Annotated in this window: 16 protein-coding genes; 9 read left to right on the top strand and 7 right to left on the bottom strand. The window is 68.0% G+C overall.

Annotated elements, in window-relative coordinates; all coding sequences use genetic code 11:
• Positions 1-59: 59 nt before the first annotated feature.
• The gene (locus WA967_RS07770) at positions 60-5,207 is read right to left on the bottom strand and encodes a PKD domain-containing protein (protein WP_424420841.1); all 5,148 of its coding nucleotides are present in this window, start codon (positions 5,205-5,207) and stop codon (positions 60-62) included.
• On the bottom strand, positions 5,204-5,617 hold the full coding sequence (locus WA967_RS07775; RefSeq protein WP_424420844.1) for a hypothetical protein: 414 nt from the start codon (positions 5,615-5,617) through the stop codon (positions 5,204-5,206). Before WA967_RS07775 ends, WA967_RS07770 begins: the two co-directional genes overlap by 4 nt.
• A 329-nt stretch (positions 5,618-5,946) precedes the next feature.
• Between WA967_RS07775 and WA967_RS07780 the strand changes: the two genes are divergently transcribed.
• On the top strand, positions 5,947-7,020 hold the full coding sequence (locus WA967_RS07780; protein ID WP_424420847.1) for a glycosyltransferase family 4 protein: 1,074 nt from the start codon (positions 5,947-5,949) through the stop codon (positions 7,018-7,020).
• Here WA967_RS07780 and WA967_RS07785 read toward each other — a convergent pair.
• Both WA967_RS07785 and WA967_RS07790 read right to left on the bottom strand, forming a co-directional pair.
• Positions 6,992-7,906 carry a glycosyltransferase family 2 protein gene (locus WA967_RS07785; protein ID WP_424420850.1) on the bottom strand — a complete coding sequence of 305 codons (915 nt, stop codon included), beginning with the start codon at positions 7,904-7,906 and terminating at the stop codon, positions 6,992-6,994. The genes WA967_RS07780 and WA967_RS07785 overlap by 29 nt on opposite strands.
• Entirely contained in the window at positions 7,899-8,636 is a 738-nt protein-coding gene (locus WA967_RS07790) for a CDP-alcohol phosphatidyltransferase family protein (RefSeq protein WP_424420853.1), read from the bottom strand. Before WA967_RS07790 ends, WA967_RS07785 begins: the two co-directional genes overlap by 8 nt.
• Before the next feature lie 94 nt (positions 8,637-8,730).
• Here WA967_RS07790 and WA967_RS07795 point away from each other — a divergent pair, with 94 nt between their 5' ends.
• From WA967_RS07795 to rfbD, 8 genes are all read left to right on the top strand, one after another.
• Complete coding sequence (locus WA967_RS07795; protein ID WP_424420856.1) at positions 8,731-9,744, top strand: glycosyl transferase; 1,014 nt, start codon at positions 8,731-8,733, stop codon at positions 9,742-9,744.
• Positions 9,737-10,660: a glycosyltransferase family 2 protein gene (locus tag WA967_RS07800; protein ID WP_424420858.1), complete on the top strand. Its 924-nt coding sequence runs from the start codon at positions 9,737-9,739 to the stop codon at positions 10,658-10,660. Before WA967_RS07795 ends, WA967_RS07800 begins: the two co-directional genes overlap by 8 nt.
• 40 nt (positions 10,661-10,700) lie before the next feature.
• Positions 10,701-12,029: a phenylacetate--CoA ligase family protein gene (locus tag WA967_RS07805; protein WP_424420860.1), complete on the top strand. Its 1,329-nt coding sequence runs from the start codon at positions 10,701-10,703 to the stop codon at positions 12,027-12,029.
• A gap of 141 nt (positions 12,030-12,170) precedes the next feature.
• Positions 12,171-12,560, top strand: coding sequence for an acyltransferase family protein (locus WA967_RS07810; protein ID WP_424420862.1), 390 nt, complete (start codon positions 12,171-12,173; stop codon positions 12,558-12,560).
• Complete coding sequence (locus WA967_RS07815; protein WP_424420865.1) at positions 12,542-13,060, top strand: acyltransferase family protein; 519 nt, start codon at positions 12,542-12,544, stop codon at positions 13,058-13,060. Before WA967_RS07810 ends, WA967_RS07815 begins: the two co-directional genes overlap by 19 nt.
• A gap of 103 nt (positions 13,061-13,163) precedes the next feature.
• A complete protein-coding gene (rfbA, locus tag WA967_RS07820) occupies positions 13,164-14,036 on the top strand; it encodes a glucose-1-phosphate thymidylyltransferase RfbA (RefSeq protein WP_424420868.1) in 873 nt (290 codons plus the stop codon).
• Positions 14,033-15,028 carry a dTDP-glucose 4,6-dehydratase gene (rfbB, locus tag WA967_RS07825; RefSeq protein WP_424420871.1) on the top strand — a complete coding sequence of 332 codons (996 nt, stop codon included), beginning with the start codon at positions 14,033-14,035 and terminating at the stop codon, positions 15,026-15,028. Before rfbA ends, rfbB begins: the two co-directional genes overlap by 4 nt.
• Positions 15,025-16,443 (top strand): dTDP-4-dehydrorhamnose reductase, encoded by a 1,419-nt coding sequence (gene rfbD / locus WA967_RS07830; RefSeq protein WP_424420874.1) that lies wholly within the window; start codon positions 15,025-15,027, stop codon positions 16,441-16,443. Before rfbB ends, rfbD begins: the two co-directional genes overlap by 4 nt.
• Positions 16,444-16,659: 216 nt before the next feature.
• On the opposite strand, the gene glmM is transcribed toward rfbD, so the two are convergent.
• From glmM to rplM, 3 genes are read right to left on the bottom strand one after another with little or no spacing between them, the layout of a single operon-like run.
• Positions 16,660-18,021, bottom strand: coding sequence for a phosphoglucosamine mutase (gene glmM, locus WA967_RS07835; protein WP_424420877.1), 1,362 nt, complete (start codon positions 18,019-18,021; stop codon positions 16,660-16,662).
• A gap of 17 nt (positions 18,022-18,038) precedes the next feature.
• Positions 18,039-18,524, bottom strand: a complete 486-nt coding sequence (rpsI, locus tag WA967_RS07840) for a 30S ribosomal protein S9 (protein WP_424420880.1) — start codon at positions 18,522-18,524, stop codon at positions 18,039-18,041.
• A 29-nt stretch (positions 18,525-18,553) separates the two neighbouring features.
• On the bottom strand, positions 18,554-19,000 hold the full coding sequence (gene rplM / locus WA967_RS07845; RefSeq protein ID WP_424420883.1) for a 50S ribosomal protein L13: 447 nt from the start codon (positions 18,998-19,000) through the stop codon (positions 18,554-18,556).
• Positions 19,001-19,021 lie beyond the last annotated feature (21 nt).

Raw genomic sequence — 19,021 nt, forward strand, 5'->3', positions numbered from 1 at the left:
CAGATGGGCTCGCTGTCACCCGAGAGCCGGATGACAGCGAGCCTACCGCGCGGACCTCATCAGCCAGGCAGTACCTGGAAGTCATCGAACGTGATGACCGCCGGGCCGGTGGCGGCGCCGGAGCTGTTGGCGTGCAGGCCCACCGGCAGCGCGGCCTGCAGCGCCGCCGTGCTGTCCTGCACGGCGATCTGCCAGTTCGCGGGTTCGGTGGCACCGGTGCGCCAGAGCTTGGCGCTGATCTTGGTCGTTCCCGTGTCCGCGCCCGTGAGCGACACCTTCAGGGAGAACGCATCACCGGCAGCGCGAGTGATTCCCGGAACAATGTACGTGCCGAGGACCGTGGAGCCGTGCTGCGGAACCAGCCAGACCGATCCATCGTTGCGCAACCACACCCGGACCATGTAGTTGTCCGTGCCATTGTCACGCACGACGATGCCGGCGTAAGCACTGCCCTGCGCGGGTGCCGCGTTGAGCGAGAACACGGTGCTCACCGTCACATCCTTGAAGGAGGTGCCCGTGAGGATCATGTTCCGCGTGTCGCTCGGGTTCAGTGCGACCTTGCCCGCTCCCCCGCTGACGGAGGTGGAGGACGCCGCGCCATAGCGCACGGCCCACGCACCGCCGGTGTCGGCGGTCCCCCAGCCGCTGCCCACGGTGCGCTCGAAGGCGTCCGCGGCGAGGAAGGGCGTCATCGTGATGTCGTGCGTGACCGTCGCCGTCTGGCCGCCGCCATCCGTCACCTGGAGGGTGATGTGGTACGTGCCCGCCGCCGCGTAGGTGTGCACGGCGGTAGCGCCGGTGCCGGGGGTCGAGCCGTCCCCCCAGTCCCAGCTGTAGGCGGCGATGGGGCCGTCCCCGTCAGACGAGGCGCCGCCATCGACACTGACGCGCAGGGCGGTGGACACCGCCGTGAACGCCGCCGTCGGCGGAACATCCACGGCCTCGACGGTGCGCGTGGTCGAATCGGTCAGCCCGCCCTCATCCGTCACCGTCAGGGTGACCGTATAGGTGCCGGGAGTCGCGTACCGATGCGTGGCGGTGGCGCCGGATGCATCGGGAGTCCCATCGCCCCAGTTCCAGGCGTACGTCAACGGTGCACCCTCCGGGTCCGTGGAGCCGGAGGCGTCCACCTTCGCCGACATGCCCGTTCCCGGTGCGGTGAACGACGCGGTGGGGGCCTTGTTCTCGGCGACGGTGACGCTGTGCGTGACCTTCCGCGTGAGCTGGTACTCGTCGGTGACCGTCAGCGCGACCGTGTAACTGCCGGGCTGAGCGTAGGTGTGCGATGCCGTCGCGCCGTGCGAGGCCGCAGACCCGTCGCCCCAGTCCCACTGGTAGTCGGTGATCGAGCCTGACGACGCGTGCGATGCCGAGCCGTCCACATCCACGCCGAGGTACTTCGCCTTCGCCGTGAACTCGGCGGTGGGCGGCAGGATCTCCGGCTTCGACAGGTCCGTCACGCGGAAGCCGTCGAAGGTGACGTTGGTCGGGCTCGTCGCCGAACCCGTCCGGGCCGCGTGGACCCCGCCGTAGCCGGCCTGCTGCAGAGCCGCCGTGCTGTCGGTGACGGTCGCCTGCCAGGTGCCGGGCTCCGTGGTGCCCGACTTCCAGAGCCGCGACTTGATGGTCGTCGGGTTCGTGCCGGACACCTCGACCTTCAGCTGCATGTCGTCACCGGCGGACCAGGTGACCCCCGGCACCTGGCGGGCGTCGAGTACGGCACCGGACCGCTGGGTCACGAGCCACACCGTGGAATCATTGCGCATCCACGCGCGCACCGTGTAATCAGCGGATGCCGATTGGCGGGCCACGACGCCGACATAGTTGCTGCCCGTCGCCGGCGCGCTGCTGAGCGAGAACGAGGCCTCCGTGCGCGTATCCGTCACGGAGACGCCGCGCAGCGCCATGTTCATCGTGTTCCCCGGAGCGAGGGACATGACGCCCTTCCCTCCCGACACGCTTGCCAGGGAAGCGGGCGAGTACAGCGCCGTCCAGGCGCCGCCGACATCAGCGCTGCCCCAGCCGGATGCGACCGTGCGCTCGAAGTCGTCGGAGGCGGCGTACAGGACCTTGGCCACCGTGACATCACGGGTCGCGGTCGTGTGCGCACCGTAACTGTCGGTGACGGTGAGTGTCACCGTGTAGGCGCCGGCCTGCGCATAGGTGTGGGTGCGCCCCACGCCGCTGTCGGCGGCGGATCCGTCGCCCCAGTTCCAGGAGTACGACAGCATCGCGTCGTCGGAGCCGGAGGAGGAGGACGCGTCCGCCGACACCGTCAGCCCGGAGGCTGCCAGATCGAACGCCGCAACGGGCGCGGCGTGCGTGGCGGTGACGGTGCGCGTCGTGCTGACGGCGGCACCCCGGTCGTCGGTCACCGTCAGCGTCACGACATAGTCGCCCGCCTGCGAGTACTTGTGCCCCGCGGTGACGCCGGTCCCAGGTGCCGATCCGTCACCCCAGTCCCAGCTGTATCCGGCGATGGAACCGTCGGAATCCGCGGACGCGGAGCCATCTGCCGACACGCTCAGACCGTCGGCGGAGCTGGTGAACGACGCGGTCGGCGGTGCGTTCGGCGCGACGACGGTGACCGTCTGCGTCGTCGAGGCCGACAGTCCGCGGGAGTCCGTCACCGTGAGGATCACGTCGTACTTCCCCGGTGTCGCGTATTCGTGCGTCGGAGCTGCCGAGGTCGAGGCCGCGGAGCCGTCGCCGAAGTTCCAGCTGTATCCGGTGATCGTGCCGCTCGGGGTGGTCGAACCGCTCCCGTCGAACGTGACGGACAGGTCGGTCGGCGTGGCCGTCATGGCTGCCGTGGGCAGCTCGACACCCGTGCCGAGCGCGTAGTGCGCGGCCACCTGATCGGCACGCAGCACGGTCGGGTAGATCGCGACCTCGTCGATGGCGCCCTTGAACCAGACGTTGCTGGGTGCCGAGGGCCAGGAGCCCAGGGAGTCCCCGCCGATGCGCCAGTAGCCCGAGTAGCTCTGGGCCGAGGTGGTGCTGGGATCGGATGCGACCTGCGCACCGTCCACGTACATCACGAGACCCTCCGGCCCCATGGTCGTCACGACCTGGTGCCACTGGTTGTCGTTATAGGCCTGAGACGAGGTCACCGTCTTCGTGGACCCGGGGTAGACGCCGAAGGTCAGTCGTCCATTCGTCTGCATGTAGATGTGACGGTCGTACGAACTGGACTGGCCGGTGCGCGAACTGCCGAAGCCGATCAGTTTGCCGCCGTTCTTGGTGCTGGTCTTGAACCAGAGCTCCTGGCTGAACTGGGTCGGCCCGCTCAGCTGCGAGTTCCCCGAGACCCAACCGCTGCTGGTCCCGCTGAAGTTCGACGCGTCCGAGCCGCTGAGCGCCCCCGGAGTGACCGTGCTGACGGAGGACCCGAACGACGGCGTGTTGGAGCCGCCCCAGTCCTGCTTGATGCTGCCGAGCGGGTAGTACAGGCTGGCGCCATCGTCCAGGACCGCGCCCGCGTAGGGCATCGGAGTCCCCGCGTTCACCTGCACCGCCACCGGCGAGCTGGTCTGGCTGTTGCCGTCAGAGTCCGTCACTCGCACGCGATAGGTCTGCGTGGATCCAGGCTGAGCGCTGGGGTCCGTGAGTATCACGGGCGTGCGCTCCCACCAGAACGAGGGAACCGTCGTGGTCGCCACAGGTGCGGTGTCTCCATCGCGCAGCAGGTCGTACACGAGGTTCCGGTCATCGCGATCCCAGTTCGTCGGGATGGTCACCCGCACACGGCCCGGCACGACGGACTGGCCGTTCGGCGTTCCCCAGCTCGTCCCGCTCAGGCGCGGCGCCTGCTTCTTGCCCGTCGGCGGGTTGGTCGAGAAGCGGACGATCCCCTGATACTGCTGGTTGTTCACGCTCGTGAACTCACCCGCGACCGAGATGAAGTCCCCGGCCCCGGTGATGCTCAGCCCCGCCTGGCCCAGTCCGGAGGTGGTGCCGACGGTGAAGTCGGGCGCGACGATGTATGCAGAAGGAGAAGGAGTCCCCTTCCAGTCCATGTACGTCGAGCTGGCGGTCTGCGATGTGGGCAGCGTTCCCCGTGCATCCACGGTGTACGCCTCGAAGTAGCGATACTGCCTGTTGGGCTGCTCGGGCGCGAGGCCGACCGTCTCGCACGCGTGCGTGTGACTGGTCGTGTACACGGTCTTGCCGGTGGAGTACACCCCGTAGTGGTCACCGTGGCAATCGGAGACCCACCGGATCGCACCGGACCCCGCATCGGCCGCGAAAGCGCCCTCGAGATTGCCGACGGAGTACGGCGCATAGGACCAGCCCGTGCCGTACACGCTCGTCGCGTCGGTGTTCAGCGAGAAGATGCCGGCCATTCCGGCGTAGTTGCTGCCCGGGCCGGCGCCATTGATCACCGTCTTCGGGGCCGCCCACGAGGTGTCGATGGCTCCGCTGGCCGGGTCCAGCCCGACCAGGCCCCGCTGAGTGGCCCCATTGACCTGCGAGAACCGCCCGGCCGCGACGATGTGCGCGCCGCCCGGCTCGACGACCAGCGCGTCGGCCTGCAGATCGGAGGTCGGCGCCCAGCTGAGCAGGGAGCCGTTGGATGCGGAGAACGCGGCGAAGTTCTGGCGCGCGATGCCGTTGGCCTGGGTGAACAACCCGGCGATGTACACCTTGTCGGCCGTCACGGCGATGCCATTGACGGACGTACCGCCGACGGCGGGCGCGAAGCTCGATATCAACTGGCCCGTCGCCGCGTCCAGCGCCGCGAAGTTCCACCGCGCCTGACCATTGACGCTGTTGAATGAGCCGCCGATGTAGAGGCGGGATCCGTCGGGGGACGCCGAGACCGAGCGGATCGTGCCGTTGACCACCGGCGCGAACGGGAGCAGGTCACCCGTGGTGATGTTGAACGCGAGGATGTTGCTGCGCGGGATCAGGTTCGTTCCCGGCGCGGTGAGCGGAGGACGCACATTCTGGAATGAGCCCACCGCGTAGACGGTGTTCCCCACGGCCGCCTGCGCCCAGATGTAGCCGTTATCGATCTGCGGAGCGGGCAGCGGGTCGGCGGTGACCACGTCGTCATTGCGCTGCAGCGACGGCGCCGGCGCGGAGGGCACGTCGGCAGCCGAGGCGGTGGGCGGAGGCGTGAACGCGAGCAGACCTGCTGCCACGACGGCGGCGGCCGTCGCGATTGCGGCACCGCGCCCCAGTCGGCGGAACCTCTCGATCATTTCTTCGCTCCTTCTGGGGACACAGTCCCAGTGAAGACGGCGAGCGGAGCGCCCGCCGAGTAGTTGACGGTGACCTCGACCGGGCGCTTCGCCGCGTGATCGAGGAGGAACACGTACACGGCCTCCTGGCGCGCTCCCGGATCGATCGATCCGGTGAACGGCTTGAAGGGCTCGGAGAAGGTGGGGACGGCGTACGTTCCGTCTTCGGCCGTCATGGTGGCGACTGCGGATCCGAGGTCCTGCTTCGAGGAAGATCCGTTCTCCGCGACGACGCGGACGATGGCCACGGACCCGCTGACCTCGCCCGGAGTCTTGGCCTTGACCTCTCCGGCTGTGACCGAGGCGATGCGAACCGTCACACCCGTGTCGAACACGACCGGCTTCGCGAACGTCGCCCGCTGCGAAGGCACCGGCGCCGGTGTCTGCGGGCTCCCCGTGGGCCCCGCCGTCTGAACAGGCGCAGGGATCATCGTCCCCTTGGCCGATGGCGCGGCGTCCTCGCTCGGAGCGCATGACGACAGCATCGACACGCCTCCGACCAGAACGGCGGTGGCCAGTATCCCCATGCACGCCGTCTTCAAACGACGGCGCGTTGCACTCCACGTACTCACGCGGTTTCCCCAGTTTTCCCCAGTGGTCACCGCTCCCAAACGATGACGCCTTGCTGAATCATAGACGAAGAACCTGCAATAGTCGATAGCGTCATCTGATCGGATGACGGATCATCAGGAGGACCGTAATGAAGGTGCTGTTCGACGGCTTCTGGTGGGCGGGCGGCCCGATGGCCAATCGCACGGTCCAGCGCGAGTTCATCGACGCCTGGCGAGAGGCCTTCCCCGAGGACGAGATCGCCGTCGCGCTGCGTCGGGGAGCGGACGATTCCGGGCTGCGGAGCACCGAGGTGGTTCGCACCAGGCTGTGGCCGCACGCGCTCTCGAACCGCTGGGAGCTCCCTCGAATCGCCCGGAGGTGCCGGGCGGACGTCACCATCGCGCACAACTACGCCCCCCGACGCGGGCGCAGCCTGGTCTTCATCCACGACGTGATGTACGAGGAGCATCCGGAGTGGTTCTCTCTGAAGGAGCGCGCCTACTTCGCGCCGATGCTCCCCTGGGCGCGGACTGCATCGGTGATCGCCGCCTCCACGCACACCGAGGCCGGCCGGATCCGCCGACTCGGGAAGAACCTGCCGCAACCGGCCGTCACCGGCCTCGCAGCCCCGACGTCGCTCGTCCGCGCCGGCGAGCGGCGGCCTCCCGTCGTGCGGGACGGCGGGTTCGCACTCACCGTGGGCCGTCTCAACGTGCGCAAGAATCTCGAGTCTGTGCTGCGCGGCGCCGCGCGATCCACGCGGATCACGCCGACCTCGCCGCTGTACGTCGTGGGCAGCAGCGCGCACTCCGGGGTCGGGATGACCCTGCCGGAGGAAGCGCGGCGCCTCCTGGATTCCGGTGCCGTGGTGTTCCTCGGCGGAGTCGAGGACGCGGAGCTCGCGTGGCTCTACAGGCGCGCGGAGCTGACGATCTCGCTGAGTCTCGACGAGGGCTTCGGGATGCCTGCGGTCGAGGCCGCGGTCTTCGGCTCACCGCTCCTGGTCAGCGACATCCCGGTCTATCGCGAGACGGTCGGCGACATCGCCGCGTTCATCGACCCGGGCACGTCCCCCGAACCGCTCGGTGCGGCGATAGACGCCGCGTGGGGGCACCGCCCCGCGCAGACGGCGGTGGACGGCATTCGCGAACGGTTCTCGTGGCAGGCGGCGGTGCGGACGATGCGGGAGGCGCTCAGCGCAGATCCGGTCGGCGCAGCCTGACCAGCGCCCTGCCGTCCCGCAGTCCGCGGCGGTACGCGCGCCATGGCGCGGCGGATGTCAGAAGCTGCCGCCGACCGCCCTGCAGCAGCACCCGGTACGACTCCCTGCGTGCACTGCGAAGCCAGCGGAGCACACCTTCGTCGTCGAGATGGATGGCGGCGTACAGCAGCCGGTTCCGGATGTTGTAGTAGTAGTAGGTCTCGGACTTGGCGCGTCCCTGCCGGCGGCCGGCGTGCGTGCCGCCCTCATCGTGCACCGCGGTGACGTCGATGACGAGCAGCTCCCCGTCGAGATCCAACACGCGGTGCGAGAGATCGACATCCTCCCAGTACAGGAAATAGGAGTCGTCGAACCCGCCCAGCTCCCGCCACAGCGACGAAGAGATCGCGAAGCACGCGCCCGTGGACCACTCGCGCCGGGGGCGCCCCGCGAACTCCGGGCGCCGGCGCTGCGATGCGGAGAAGCCGAGGTCGAGGTAGAGATCGGCACCGGCGAACCACGGCGCGCCCGTGCTCGTCACGATCCGCGGGGAGACCAGCGCCCGCCGCGCCGCGGCCACAGAGACCAGTGCCGTCAGCGCGTCCGTGCTGATGGTCGCATCCGGATTGAGCGTGACGATGACTTCCGCGCCCCGTTCGATCGCGACCTCGGCGCCGGCGTTGACGCCGGCGCCGAATCCGACGTTCTCAGCCAGCAGCAGCGCATGCCACCCGTGCGCCGCCGTCAGCGCCGCGACCCGCGCGCGCTCCGCTTCGTCGGTGAAGCAGTCCACCACAATCACGCATCCCCCTTCGGGCATGCGGAGCGGCGCGAGATTCTCCACCAGCATCGCGCTCGAGCCGTAATTGACGACGACCAGTGCGAACGCGGGCGCCGGCTCATGCATCGGACGACTCCAGCGCGCGGATCTCGCGGAACCACTTCACCGCTGCCAGCAGCAGGAAGCCGCCGTTGAGCAGGCACAGCGCGGTGTACATGACCAGGAATACCGAAAGCCAGCCCCACAGCACGAAGATCAGGCACAGCAGGCCGTAGTCGGTGGGGACCAGGAGCATCGAGCGCCGGAGGGTTCCGCCTCCGCGGGAGTGCGTGGAGCGCACGCCGACCTTGCCCTTGAGCAGGTCGTTCAGCAGCATGCCGAAGAACGTGACCACCTGAACCACGCTGAACACCAGCGGGACCACGAGCCACGCGGTGTCCCGGAAGGGCGTGTGCCACCACAGGGCCACCAGCACGACGAGGTGGATCGACGCGAGCTTGAACGCGTCGATGAAATGATCGAGCCACTCCCCGGACAGACTCCCCCCACCGCGCAGGCGCGCCAGCTGTCCGTCGGCGGAGTCCCAGGCATAGCCCAGCACCAGCAGCACGGCGACCACGATCCCGCCCCACGCGCTCGGCGTGACGAGCAGGAGAATCACCAGAGCCGCGAAGGTATGGGCAGCGCTGATGATCGTCGCGTGGTTGGGCGTCAGCCCCCAACGATGGGCGCAGGCCGCCAGAAAGCGACCGATCCGGCGGTTGATGTACACCGAGTACCCCGGGGCACCGCGCGCATGGCCCTTCTGCGCGCTCGCCAGACGCCGATAGGCGTCGCTGATGCTCTCGGCCGTCATGCCGCGACCCTCCTCATCCCCTGATTCTCCCCATCTGAGAGCATAGGCCGTGAGTGACCTGGCACACTGGAGGGGGAGCCGAGATCTGGGAGACATGGCTGATACAAACCTGCGAGTGATGCAGTCGTTCGGGGCGCCCCGCTCGACGACCAATCCGTACATCCACATGCTCGATGCGGCGTTGCGGGCCACGCCGGGGCTGCAGCACCTGCGGTTCGACCGTCGGCAGGCCCTGTTCGGCCGGTACGACGTCCTCCACCTGCACTGGCCGGAGTCTTTGATGGGCGGCTCGACGCCCCTGAGGGCGCTCGCCCGCAGGATGTTCTTCGCCGCCCTGCTGGTGCGCGTGAGGCTGAGCCGGATCGCCATCGTGCGGACCGCGCACAATGTCGGTCTCCCCGACGTGGGCCGCTGGGAGCGGCGGATGCTGCAGAAGGTCGAAGACCGCACCTCGCTGCGCATCGTGCTGAACGAGTTCACGCCGGTCGATGGGGAGGCCGCCCTCATCCCCCACGGTCACTACAAGGACTGGTTCACGGCCACGCGGCACGAAGCCGAGCCCGGATCGCTGGCGTTCGTGGGCCTCGTCCGCCGGTACAAGGGCGTGGAGACGCTCCTGGACGCGTTCGAGACCACCCGGGAGCGCGCGCCGCAGCTGCGCCTGTCCGTCGCAGGCAATCCCACCAGCGCGCAGATCCGCGACGACATCACGGCGCGCGCCGCGTTGGACGACCGCATCCGGCTGGATCTGCGCTACCTCTCCGAGGACGACTTCGCCGAAGCGATCCTCGGCGCCGAGGGAGTCGTGCTGCCCTACCGCTTCATGCACAACTCCGGCTCCGTCCTCGCCGCGCTGTCCCTGGATCGGCGCGTGCTCGTGCCCCGCAACGAGGTGAACGAGAGCCTGTCGGCTGAAGTCGGCACCGGATGGGTCACGATGTTCGACGGAGAGCTCGACGGCGACGACCTGATCGCCTTCCACGAGTCGCTCCGAACCGCCCCCGCCGCACCTCCGAGGCTGGATGCTCGCGACTGGTCGGCCGCAGGCGCCCGACACCTCCAGGCGTTCCAGCGTGCATTCGAGATCCGGCGAGGCAGGAATGCCTGACCCGCAGCCGCGCGACCTCCTCATTGCCGTTCCCACGTATCGCCGGACTGAGCTGCTCCCCGGGCTGATCGCCGAGATCACCGCTCAGGCCGCCGCGCTCGCTCCGCCACGTGGCACCCGCGTGATCGTGGTGGACAACGACCCTGCACGATCCGCCGCGCAGATCGTCGCTGCGACGCGCGCCGCATACCTGGCTCAGCCGGTGCCCGGCATCGCCGCTGTGCGCCAGGCCGCTCTCGACGCGGCGATGACCGGCGAACTGGTCATCATGATCGATGACGACGTCTTCCCCGAGCCCGGCTGGCTGCGAGCGCTCGTCGAGACGTGGGAATCGCAGCGTCCGACCGCGGTGCTGGGCTATGTGCGCTACATCTGGCCATCCGATGCCGACCCGTGGATCGTCGCGGGCGGGTTCATGCGGCGCACACCGCACCCCACCGGAGCCCACCTGCAGACCTTCGTCACGGGTAACGTGCTGCTCGATGCCGATGCGCTGCGCGCCACCGGCGTGCGCTTCGACCTGTCTCTCGGGATGTCCGGTGGAGAGGACACGCGTCTGGGTCAGGACATCCTCCGCTCCGGCGGCACGATCGTCGCCTGCGCGGAGTCCGTCTGCCGCGACGAGATACCGCTGGAAAGAGTCACGCGGGCATTCGTGCGCACGAGAACGATCAGCCACGGTGAGATCCGGGTCCGCGTCGATCTGAACGGACTCACCGGCGCGCGGGCGTTCGCGGGCCGGGTGGCCGCGTTCGCCGGGGGCCTGATCCGATGGCTGACCTTCACCATGCTGCACCTGGCTGGTCGCCTCACGGGGAACATCAGGAGGAACGCCGTCGGGCAGCGCCGCGCATGGTTCGCCGTCGGCCGGATGCGTGCCGCACGCGGACGCTGGGGCGCGGAGTACGCTCGGTGAGCGCTGGCATCCGGGCTCACGGAAGAAAGAAGGGGAGCGCATGAGGCGTCTGATCTTCAAGGCCAAGACGAGCATCGGCGCGCGGTCCTCGCTCGCGCTGGCCGCGGAGCTGGAACGGAACGAGCGTCTCGCACCCGCGTCGCTCGCCGCGCTGACGGCCGAGCGATCCATCGCGCACGCGCGGTACGCCATGCAGAACAGTCCGTTCTACCGGGATCTCTACTCCGCACAGGGGATCACGCTCTCCGATCTGGCCGACCCGGCAGCGTTCACGGAGCTGCCCCTCGTCGACAAGCAGATGGTGCGGGATCATTTCGACAGCATCCGCACCCCGCAGGCGACGGACAGGACCAGCGCCGAGTCGCTGTCCGGCGGGACGACGGGCGAGCCGCTGCGGATCCTGCGGGATCTGCGAGTGCCCATCCGCGCGGTCGAATGGCGGCTCTTCCGATGGTGGGGCGTGAACCCCTGGGACCACCGCGCCGACCTGTACCGCCAGCAGCTGGTCGGCGCCGCGAAACGCCGCCATGATCTGCAGTGGTGGCCGTCCAAGAGGCTGCATCTCGACGCCCGTGCGATGTCTGACGAGGCGATCCGCGACTTCGTGACGGAGTGGAACGACGCCGAACCCACGATCATCGTGGGATACGTCGGCGGCGTCCTCGAGCTCTGCCGTTCTCTGCGTCGTCTGGGTCTGACGTTGGTGCCCCCCATCGCAGTCGCGCTGACGGCGGCCGCCCTGCCCGAAGGCGTGCGCCGTGAGATCGAGGAGACACTCAGGGCTCCGGCATACGACCACTACCGTTCGTCGGAGATCCCCTGGATGGCCGGTGAGTGCCGCGCGCATTCCGGCCTGCACGTGTTCTCCGACCTGCGCCGTCTCGAAGTGCTCGACGCCGCCGGCCGCAGCGCCCCCGCCGGCAGCAGCGGCGAGGTCGTCGTAACGGACATGACCAACCGCGTGTTCCCGCTGATCCGGTACCGGCTCGGAGACCGCACCCGCCTTCTGACCGGGCCCTGCGAGTGCGGCGTGACGCTGCCCCGCATCGCCCCGATCGACGGACGCACCGCGGACGCACTGCACCTGCCTGATGGCGGCGTGATCGCAGGCGAATCCCTGACCGGGCTGTTCAGCCCGACACCGACCGCCGTGCGACAGTTCCAGCTCGTCCAATCGGCCGACCACAGCGTGATGCTCCGGTGCATCCTCGGATCCTCGGCGCATGCCGAGGAGGAGATCCGAGCAGCGGTGGACCTCTTGCGGGGACTGGGACATGGCCAGATCGAGGTCGGGTACGAGCTCGTCGACAGCATCCCTCACGTGGCGGGCAAGACTCGATTCATCATCAGCGACGCGCCCTCCCACTGACCGGCGCGCCGTCAGCGCGCTCCATGGGGATGGACGCGCACGAGCTGATGTCACTACTCTTTTCGCATCCATCGACTGGGGATCTGGGGATCATCATGGGAAAACGACGTTCGATGACGTATTCGATCCACGGAGATCGGCGTGGACGGATTCTTCGCGATCAGCGGCTTCCTCATCGTCGCGTCCTGGATGCGCACGCCCGACTGGCGCCGCTATCTGCGTGCGCGCGTCCTTCGGATCATGCCCGCGTTCTGGGTGTGCCTCGCAGTGACGGCCCTCGTGATCGCGCCTCTCACCACCGGGGCGTTCGGCCAGGACAATCTGGGTTACATCGCGAAGAACGCGGCGCTGTGGGTGTTCCAGTACGACATCGCCGGCACCCCGGCGGGCGTCCCGTACGACGCGGTCTGGAACGGATCGCTGTGGACGCTCGCGTGGGAGTTCTCCTGCTATCTCGGCGTCATGCTCCTGGGCTCACCGGCATGCTGCGCCGACGCGCGACGCTTCCCGTCTTGTTCGCACTCGCTCTGACCGGTGCGTGCCTGACCAGTGCCGGGCTGATCCACAACAACTACATCGTGCTGGGATCTCGCTTCGGCCTGATGTTCCTCGCCGGGTCACTCATCTGGCAGTATCAGCATCGGCTGCCCGTGGGAGCTCCGCTCATCGCATTCGCGGTCGCGGTGATCGTCATGGCTTCGTTCCTCCCGAACTACCGGATCTTCGCCGCCCTGCCGCTCGCCTATCTCATACTGTTGTGCGGCGCACTCATCCGCGCACCCTTGCTGAGATTCTCGAACGACATCTCGTACGGGGTGTACATCTACGCGTTCCCCCTTCAGCAGGTGCTGGCGCTCGCACACGCCTACGACCTCGGGATCCCGACCTATGCCGTCCTGACCGCCCTCGCGACGCTGCCGGTGGCCACGCTGTCCTGGTTCCTCGTCGAGAGGCCGATCATGCGTCTCAGCAAGAGATCTCTCGCTCTCCGGCACGGCAACCGGGCTGTGCCCTCCGCCGCCGAGGCGTGAGAAGACGGAGCGCCAGGAATCTCGCTACGCTGAGAAAGGGCGCGGCTGTGGGAGCCGCCCCAGGAACATGCTGCCGCACGGTCGGCCACATCGAGGGGAACAGATGAAGGGCATCATCCTTGCCGGGGGTTCCGGTACGCGTCTGCATCCGATCACGCTGGGCGTGTCCAAGCAGCTGGTGCCGGTGTACGACAAGCCGATGGTGTACTATCCGCTGTCGACGCTCATGCTGGCGGGCATTGACGACATCCTCGTGATCACCACACCGCACGACGCCGCGCACTTCGAGCGTCTGCTGGGCGACGGGTCGCAGTTCGGCATCCGCATCTCCTTCGCCCAGCAGCCCTCCCCCGACGGACTCGCGCAGGCGTTCACGATCGGCGCGGATTTCATCGGCGATGACTCGGTGGCGCTGGTGCTGGGCGACAATCTGCTGTACGGTCCCGGTCTCGGCACGCAGCTCAAGCGCTTCGCCGAGATCGACGGCGGCGCGGTGTTCGCATACTGGGTCGCGGAGCCCTCCGCATACGGCGTGGTCGAGTTCGACGCCGACGGTGCGGCCGTCTCTCTGGAGGAGAAGCCCGCCCATCCGAAGAGCAACTACGCGGTGCCCGGCCTGTACTTCTACGACAACGATGTGGTGGAGATCGCGCATGGTCTGGCGCCGTCGGCGCGCGGCGAGTATGAGATCACGGATGTGAACCGCGAGTATCTGAACCGAGGCAAGCTTCAGGTGCAGGTCCTACCTCGTGGCACGGCATGGTTGGATACGGGCACGTTCGATCAGATGACGGATGCTGCGGACTACGTACGCACGATGGAGCGGCGCACGGGCATGAAGATCGGCGTGCCGGAGGAGGTCGCGTGGCGGCAGGGATTCCTCTCGGATGCCGGGCTGCGTGAGCGCGCAGTGAAGCTGGTGAAGTCCGGCTACGGCACGTATCTGCTGGAGCTGCTGGAGAGGGGCGAGCGTTGAGGCTTCTGGTCACCGGCGGTGCCGGGTTCATCGGGTCCAATTTCGTGCATCACGTCGTGGCGCACACCGACCACCATGTGACGGTGCTGGACAAGCTCACGTACGCCGGAAATCTGGCGTCGCTGGCCGGGCTCCCCGAGGAACGGGTCGAGTTCGTCCACGGCGACATCACAGACGCCGCGCTGGTCGATGAGCTGTTCGGGCGGGTGGATTCCGTGGTGCATTACGCCGCGGAGTCGCACAACGACAACTCGCTGAACGACCCGTCGCCGTTCCTGAACACGAACATCATCGGCACGTACACGCTGCTGGAGGCCGCCCGCCGGCACGACGTGCGGTTCCATCACATCTCGACCGACGAGGTGTACGGAGATCTCGAGCTGGATGACCCGAACAGGTTCACCGAGCACACCCCGTACAACCCGTCCTCGCCCTACTCGTCCACGAAGGCGGGCTCCGACCTGCTGGTCCGCGCCTGGGTGCGCTCGTTCGGCGTGCGCGCCACGATCAGCAACTGCTCGAACAACTACGGGCCCTACCAGCATGTCGAGAAGTTCATCCCACGTCAGATCACCAACGTGATCCGCGGCATCCGCCCGAAGCTGTACGGCGCTGGTCTGAATGTGCGCGACTGGATCCACGCCGACGACCATTCCTCCGCGGTGCTGACGATCCTCGAGCGCGGTGAGCTCGGGCAGACCTACCTGATCGGCGCCGATGGCGAGAAGAACAACAAGGACGTCGTCGAGCTGATCCTCACTCTGATGGGACAGGACCCCACCGCGTACGATCACGTCACAGACCGCCCCGGGCACGACCTGCGCTACGCGATCGACTCCACCCGGCTGCGCACCGAACTGGGCTGGCAGCCGCAGTACCGCGACTTCGAGGCCGGTCTTGCCGCGACCATCGACTGGTACCGGCAGAACGAGGCATGGTGGGCGCCGTCCAAGGATGCCACCGAAGCGTTCTATGCGGGGAAGGGCCAGTGAGCATCGAGTTCGGCAAGCAGCTGGTCGTCACCGAGACCCCGATCCCCGGCCTGCTCGTCGTGGACATGCCCGTGCACGGCGACTCCCGGGGCTGGTTCAAGGAGAACTGGCAACGGCAGAAGATGACGGATGCCGGCCTGCCCGACTTCGGCCCCGTGCAGAACAACATCTCCTTCAACGACGCTGTCGGCACCACGCGCGGCATCCACGCTGAGCCTTGGGACAAATTCGTCTCCGTCGCCACCGGGCGGATCTTCGGCGCCTGGGTGGACCTGCGCGAAGGCCCGTCATTCGGCACCGTGTTCACGACGGAGATCGACCCGTCTCGCGCAGTCTTCGTGCCCCGCGGTGTCGGCAACTCGTACCAGACCCTCGAACCCGACACGGCATACGCCTACCTGGTGAACGACCACTGGTCCCCTGACGCCGCGTACGCGTTCCTCAACCTCTCCGACCCCACGGCGAACATCCCCTGGCCGATCCCGCTCGCAGAAGCCGAGATCTCCGAGAAGGACAAGCAGCACCCCGCCCTGGCCGACGTGGCGCCCATCGCCCCGCGCAAGGTCCTCATCCTCGGATCGAACGGGCAGCTCGGGCGTGCACTCCGTGCCGAGTACGGCGATGCCCCGCACGTCGAATACGCCTCGCGCACGGATCTCGACGTGACCTCGCCAGACCTCGACTCCGCCCGCCGCTGGCGCGACTACGGCACGATCATCAACGCCGCCGCCTACACCGCCGTCGACACCGCCGAAACCTCCGAAGGGCGCGCTGCGGCTTGGGCAGTCAACGCCGCAGCCCCAGCAGCCCTCGCACGGATCGCCACCGAGCACGGGATCACCCTCGTCCATGTCTCCAGCGACTACGTCTTCGACGGCACGGCCGAACGCGCCTATCGGGAGGACGACCCCTTCTCCCCCCTCGGCGTCTACGGACAGTCCAAAGCCGCCGGCGACATCGCCGTGAGCACGACTCCCCGTCATTACATCGTCCGCACCTCGTGGGTCATCGGCGAGGGCAGCAACTTCGTCCGCACCATGTCATCCCTCGCCGAGCGCGGCGTCGACCCGCGGGTCGTCGACGACCAGCATGGCCGACTCACCTTCACCGCCGACATCGCACGCGGCATCAGACACCTCGTCGAGCATCATGCTCCGTACGGCACATACAACCTCACAGGAGAGGGGCCCACGCACACATGGGCCGACATCGCCCGCAGCGTGTTCGAGCTCACAGGGCACGACCCCGCGCGGGTCACCGCCGTCACCACAGAGGAGTTCAGCTCCTCCGCAAGAGCTGCCATCGCCCCGCGCCCGCGCAACAGTACGCTCGACCTCACCAAGATCATCCGCACCGGATTCACACCCGCGACATCGATGACCGCACTCGGTGAGTACCTCGCCACGCACGAATGACCGCGTCCGACCAAGGGCCACTTCTATACTGAGGGCGCGGCATTGATTACTGCGTGCCGCTGGCGCGGAACAGCATCCCCAGTGCACCGCGTCAGGTGCAGAGCATCCCCAGTGCCTGTGCCGGAGGCCCCGGTGAGTCCCCACTCGCCGGGGCCTCACATCGTAGAAGGCGGACACCCGCAGGTGACCGCCTTCAGAACGTCAGAGCGCAGCGCGTCAGAGCGCCAGGTGCTTGCGCACGATGTCGGCCAGTTCCTCCGCGTGGGCGTTGGCGGTCTCGGCATCCGCCGCCTCGACCATGACGCGCACGAGCGGCTCCGTGCCGGACTTGCGCAGCAGCACCCGACCGGAGTCGCCCAACCTCTGCTCGACGACCTTCACAGCATCCTGCACGCCGGTGTGCGTGGAGACGGCGTCCTTGTCGACGCCCTTCACGTTGATCATCACCTGCGGGTAAACGGTCATCACCGACGCGAGCTCGGCGAGGCTCTTCTTCTGCCGCGCCATCTCCGCGACCAGGTGCAGTCCGGTGAGCACGCCGTCGCCTGTCGTGGCGAACTGGCGCATGATCACGTGGCCGGACTGCTCGCCGCCCAGCGAGAAGCCGCCCTTGTTCATGTCCTCGAGCACGTAGCGGTCGCCGACGTTCGTCTGGCGGACGGTGATGCCGTGCTCGCGCATGGCCACGTGCAGACCGAGATTGCTCATCACGGTGGCGACGAGCGTGTCCTCGGCGAGCTTGCCACGGCTCTTCATGGCCACCGCGAGGATCGCCATGATCTGGTCACCATCGATGATGTTTCCCTCGGCGTCGACAGCCAGGCAGCGGTCCGCGTCGCCGTCGTGCGCGATGCCCACGTCGGCCCCGACGCGCACGACCTCGGCGGCCAGCTTGTCGAGATGGGTGGAGCCGACGCCGTCGTTGATGTTGATCCCATCGGGGTCGGCCCCGATGACGGTCACCTTCGCGCCGGCGCTGCTGAACGCCTGAGGAGATGCTCCGGACGCCGCACCGTTGGCGCAGTCCAGCACCACGTGGATGCCGTCCAGTCGGTGCGGGAGCGAACCCAGCAGGTGCAGGACGTAGCGGTCCTCGGCATCCGAGAATCTGCTCACGCGACCGACGTCGCCGCCGGTGGGCTGCAGTTTGGCACCGGTCATCGCATCCTCGATGCGGCGCTCGACGTCATCGGGAAGCTTCACGCCGCCGCGAGCGAAGATCTTGATCCCGTTGTCGGCAGCCGGGTTGTGGGATGCCGAGATCATCACGCCGAAGTCGGCGTCGATGTCCGAGATCAGGAACGCCGCGGCCGGGGTCGGCAGGGTGCCTGCGTCGAGCACGTCCACGCCGGAGGAGGACAGGCCTGCCTCGACCGCCGCGCTGAGGAAGTGACCGGAGATGCGCGGGTCGCGGGCGACCACGGCGGTGAGCCGCTTGCCGGCGGCCTTGCGGGCCTCGGCAATGCGGCCCTGGCCCAGGACGACAGCGGTCGCCTGGGCCAGGGTGAGTGCAAGGTTGGCGGTGAGGACCTGACCGTTGGCCAGGCCGCGCACGCCGTCGGTACCGAACAGTGCCATCTGGTGGACTGCGCGGATCAGCGCTTCGAGTACTGAGGAGCCTTGCGGGCCTTCTTCAGACCGGCCTTCTTGCGCTCGATGACGCGGGCGTCACGAGACAGGAAGCCGGCCTTCTTGAGGGCGGGACGGTTGTTCTCAGCATCGATGTTGTTCAGTGCACGGGCGATGCCCAGGCGCAGCGCGCCGGCCTGGCCGGAGTCGCCGCCGCCCGAGATGCGGGCGATGACGTCGTATGCGCCGGCGAGGTTCAGAGTGGTGAACGGGTCGTTGATGAGCTGCTGGTGCAGCTTGTTCGGGAAGTAGTCCTCGAGCGTGCGACCGTTGACGGTGATGGTGCCCGAGCCGGGAACCAGACGCACGCGGGCGATGGCCTGCTTGCGACGGCCCACGGCTGCGCCCGGCACGGAGAGCACGGGGCGGGGAGCCTGCTCCACGACCTCGGCCTCAGGGGTCGAGGTGGAGAAGTTCTGCGGGAATTCGGTGGTGTCCTGAGTGTCAGCCACGAGTATGTCCTTTGAAATCTGAGGGGCGCTTACTGGGCGACCTGGTCGAGGGTGTACGGCGTGGGCTGCTGGGCGGCGTGCGGGTGCTCGGCACCGGCGTACACCTTGAGCTTCGTCAGCTGCTGACGACCCAGGGTGGTCTTCGGGAGCATGCCGCGGACGGCCTTCTCCACGGCGCGGACCGGGTTCTTCTCGAGAAGCTCGGCGTAGGAGGTCGCGGTCAGGCCGCCCGGGTAACCGGAGTGGCGGTAGGCGATCTTCTTCTGGAGCTTCTGGCCGGTCAGGGCGACCTTGTCGGCGTTGACGATGACGACGAAGTCGCCGACATCGACGTGGCGGGCGAACGTCGGCTTGTGCTTGCCCCGCAGGATGGCGGCGGCGTGCGAAGCCAGGCGGCCGAGAACGACGTCGGTGGCGTCGATGACGATCCAGTCTCGCTGGACCTGCCCGGCCTTCGGGGTGTAAGTGCGCGTCACAATAGTGCTGCTTTCTTGATT

The sequence above is a fragment of the Microbacterium sp. genome (genome assembly GCF_049650565.1).
Classification (GTDB): Bacteria; Actinomycetota; Actinomycetes; order Actinomycetales; family Microbacteriaceae; genus Microbacterium.

Coding starts and splice junctions, on each gene's coding strand:
- rfbA (WP_424420868.1), top strand. CDS start 13,164: ATGAAGGGCATCATCCTTGCCGGGGGTTCCGGTACGCGTCTGCATCCG.
- WA967_RS07790 (WP_424420853.1), bottom strand. CDS start 8,636: ATGACGGCCGAGAGCATCAGCGACGCCTATCGGCGTCTGGCGAGCGCG.
- WA967_RS07770 (WP_424420841.1), bottom strand. CDS start 5,207: ATGATCGAGAGGTTCCGCCGACTGGGGCGCGGTGCCGCAATCGCGACG.
- WA967_RS07795 (WP_424420856.1), top strand. CDS start 8,731: ATGGCTGATACAAACCTGCGAGTGATGCAGTCGTTCGGGGCGCCCCGC.
- WA967_RS07780 (WP_424420847.1), top strand. CDS start 5,947: ATGAAGGTGCTGTTCGACGGCTTCTGGTGGGCGGGCGGCCCGATGGCC.
- WA967_RS07800 (WP_424420858.1), top strand. CDS start 9,737: ATGCCTGACCCGCAGCCGCGCGACCTCCTCATTGCCGTTCCCACGTAT.
- glmM (WP_424420877.1), bottom strand. CDS start 18,021: ATGGCACTGTTCGGTACCGACGGCGTGCGCGGCCTGGCCAACGGTCAG.
- WA967_RS07805 (WP_424420860.1), top strand. CDS start 10,701: ATGAGGCGTCTGATCTTCAAGGCCAAGACGAGCATCGGCGCGCGGTCC.
- WA967_RS07785 (WP_424420850.1), bottom strand. CDS start 7,906: ATGCATGAGCCGGCGCCCGCGTTCGCACTGGTCGTCGTCAATTACGGC.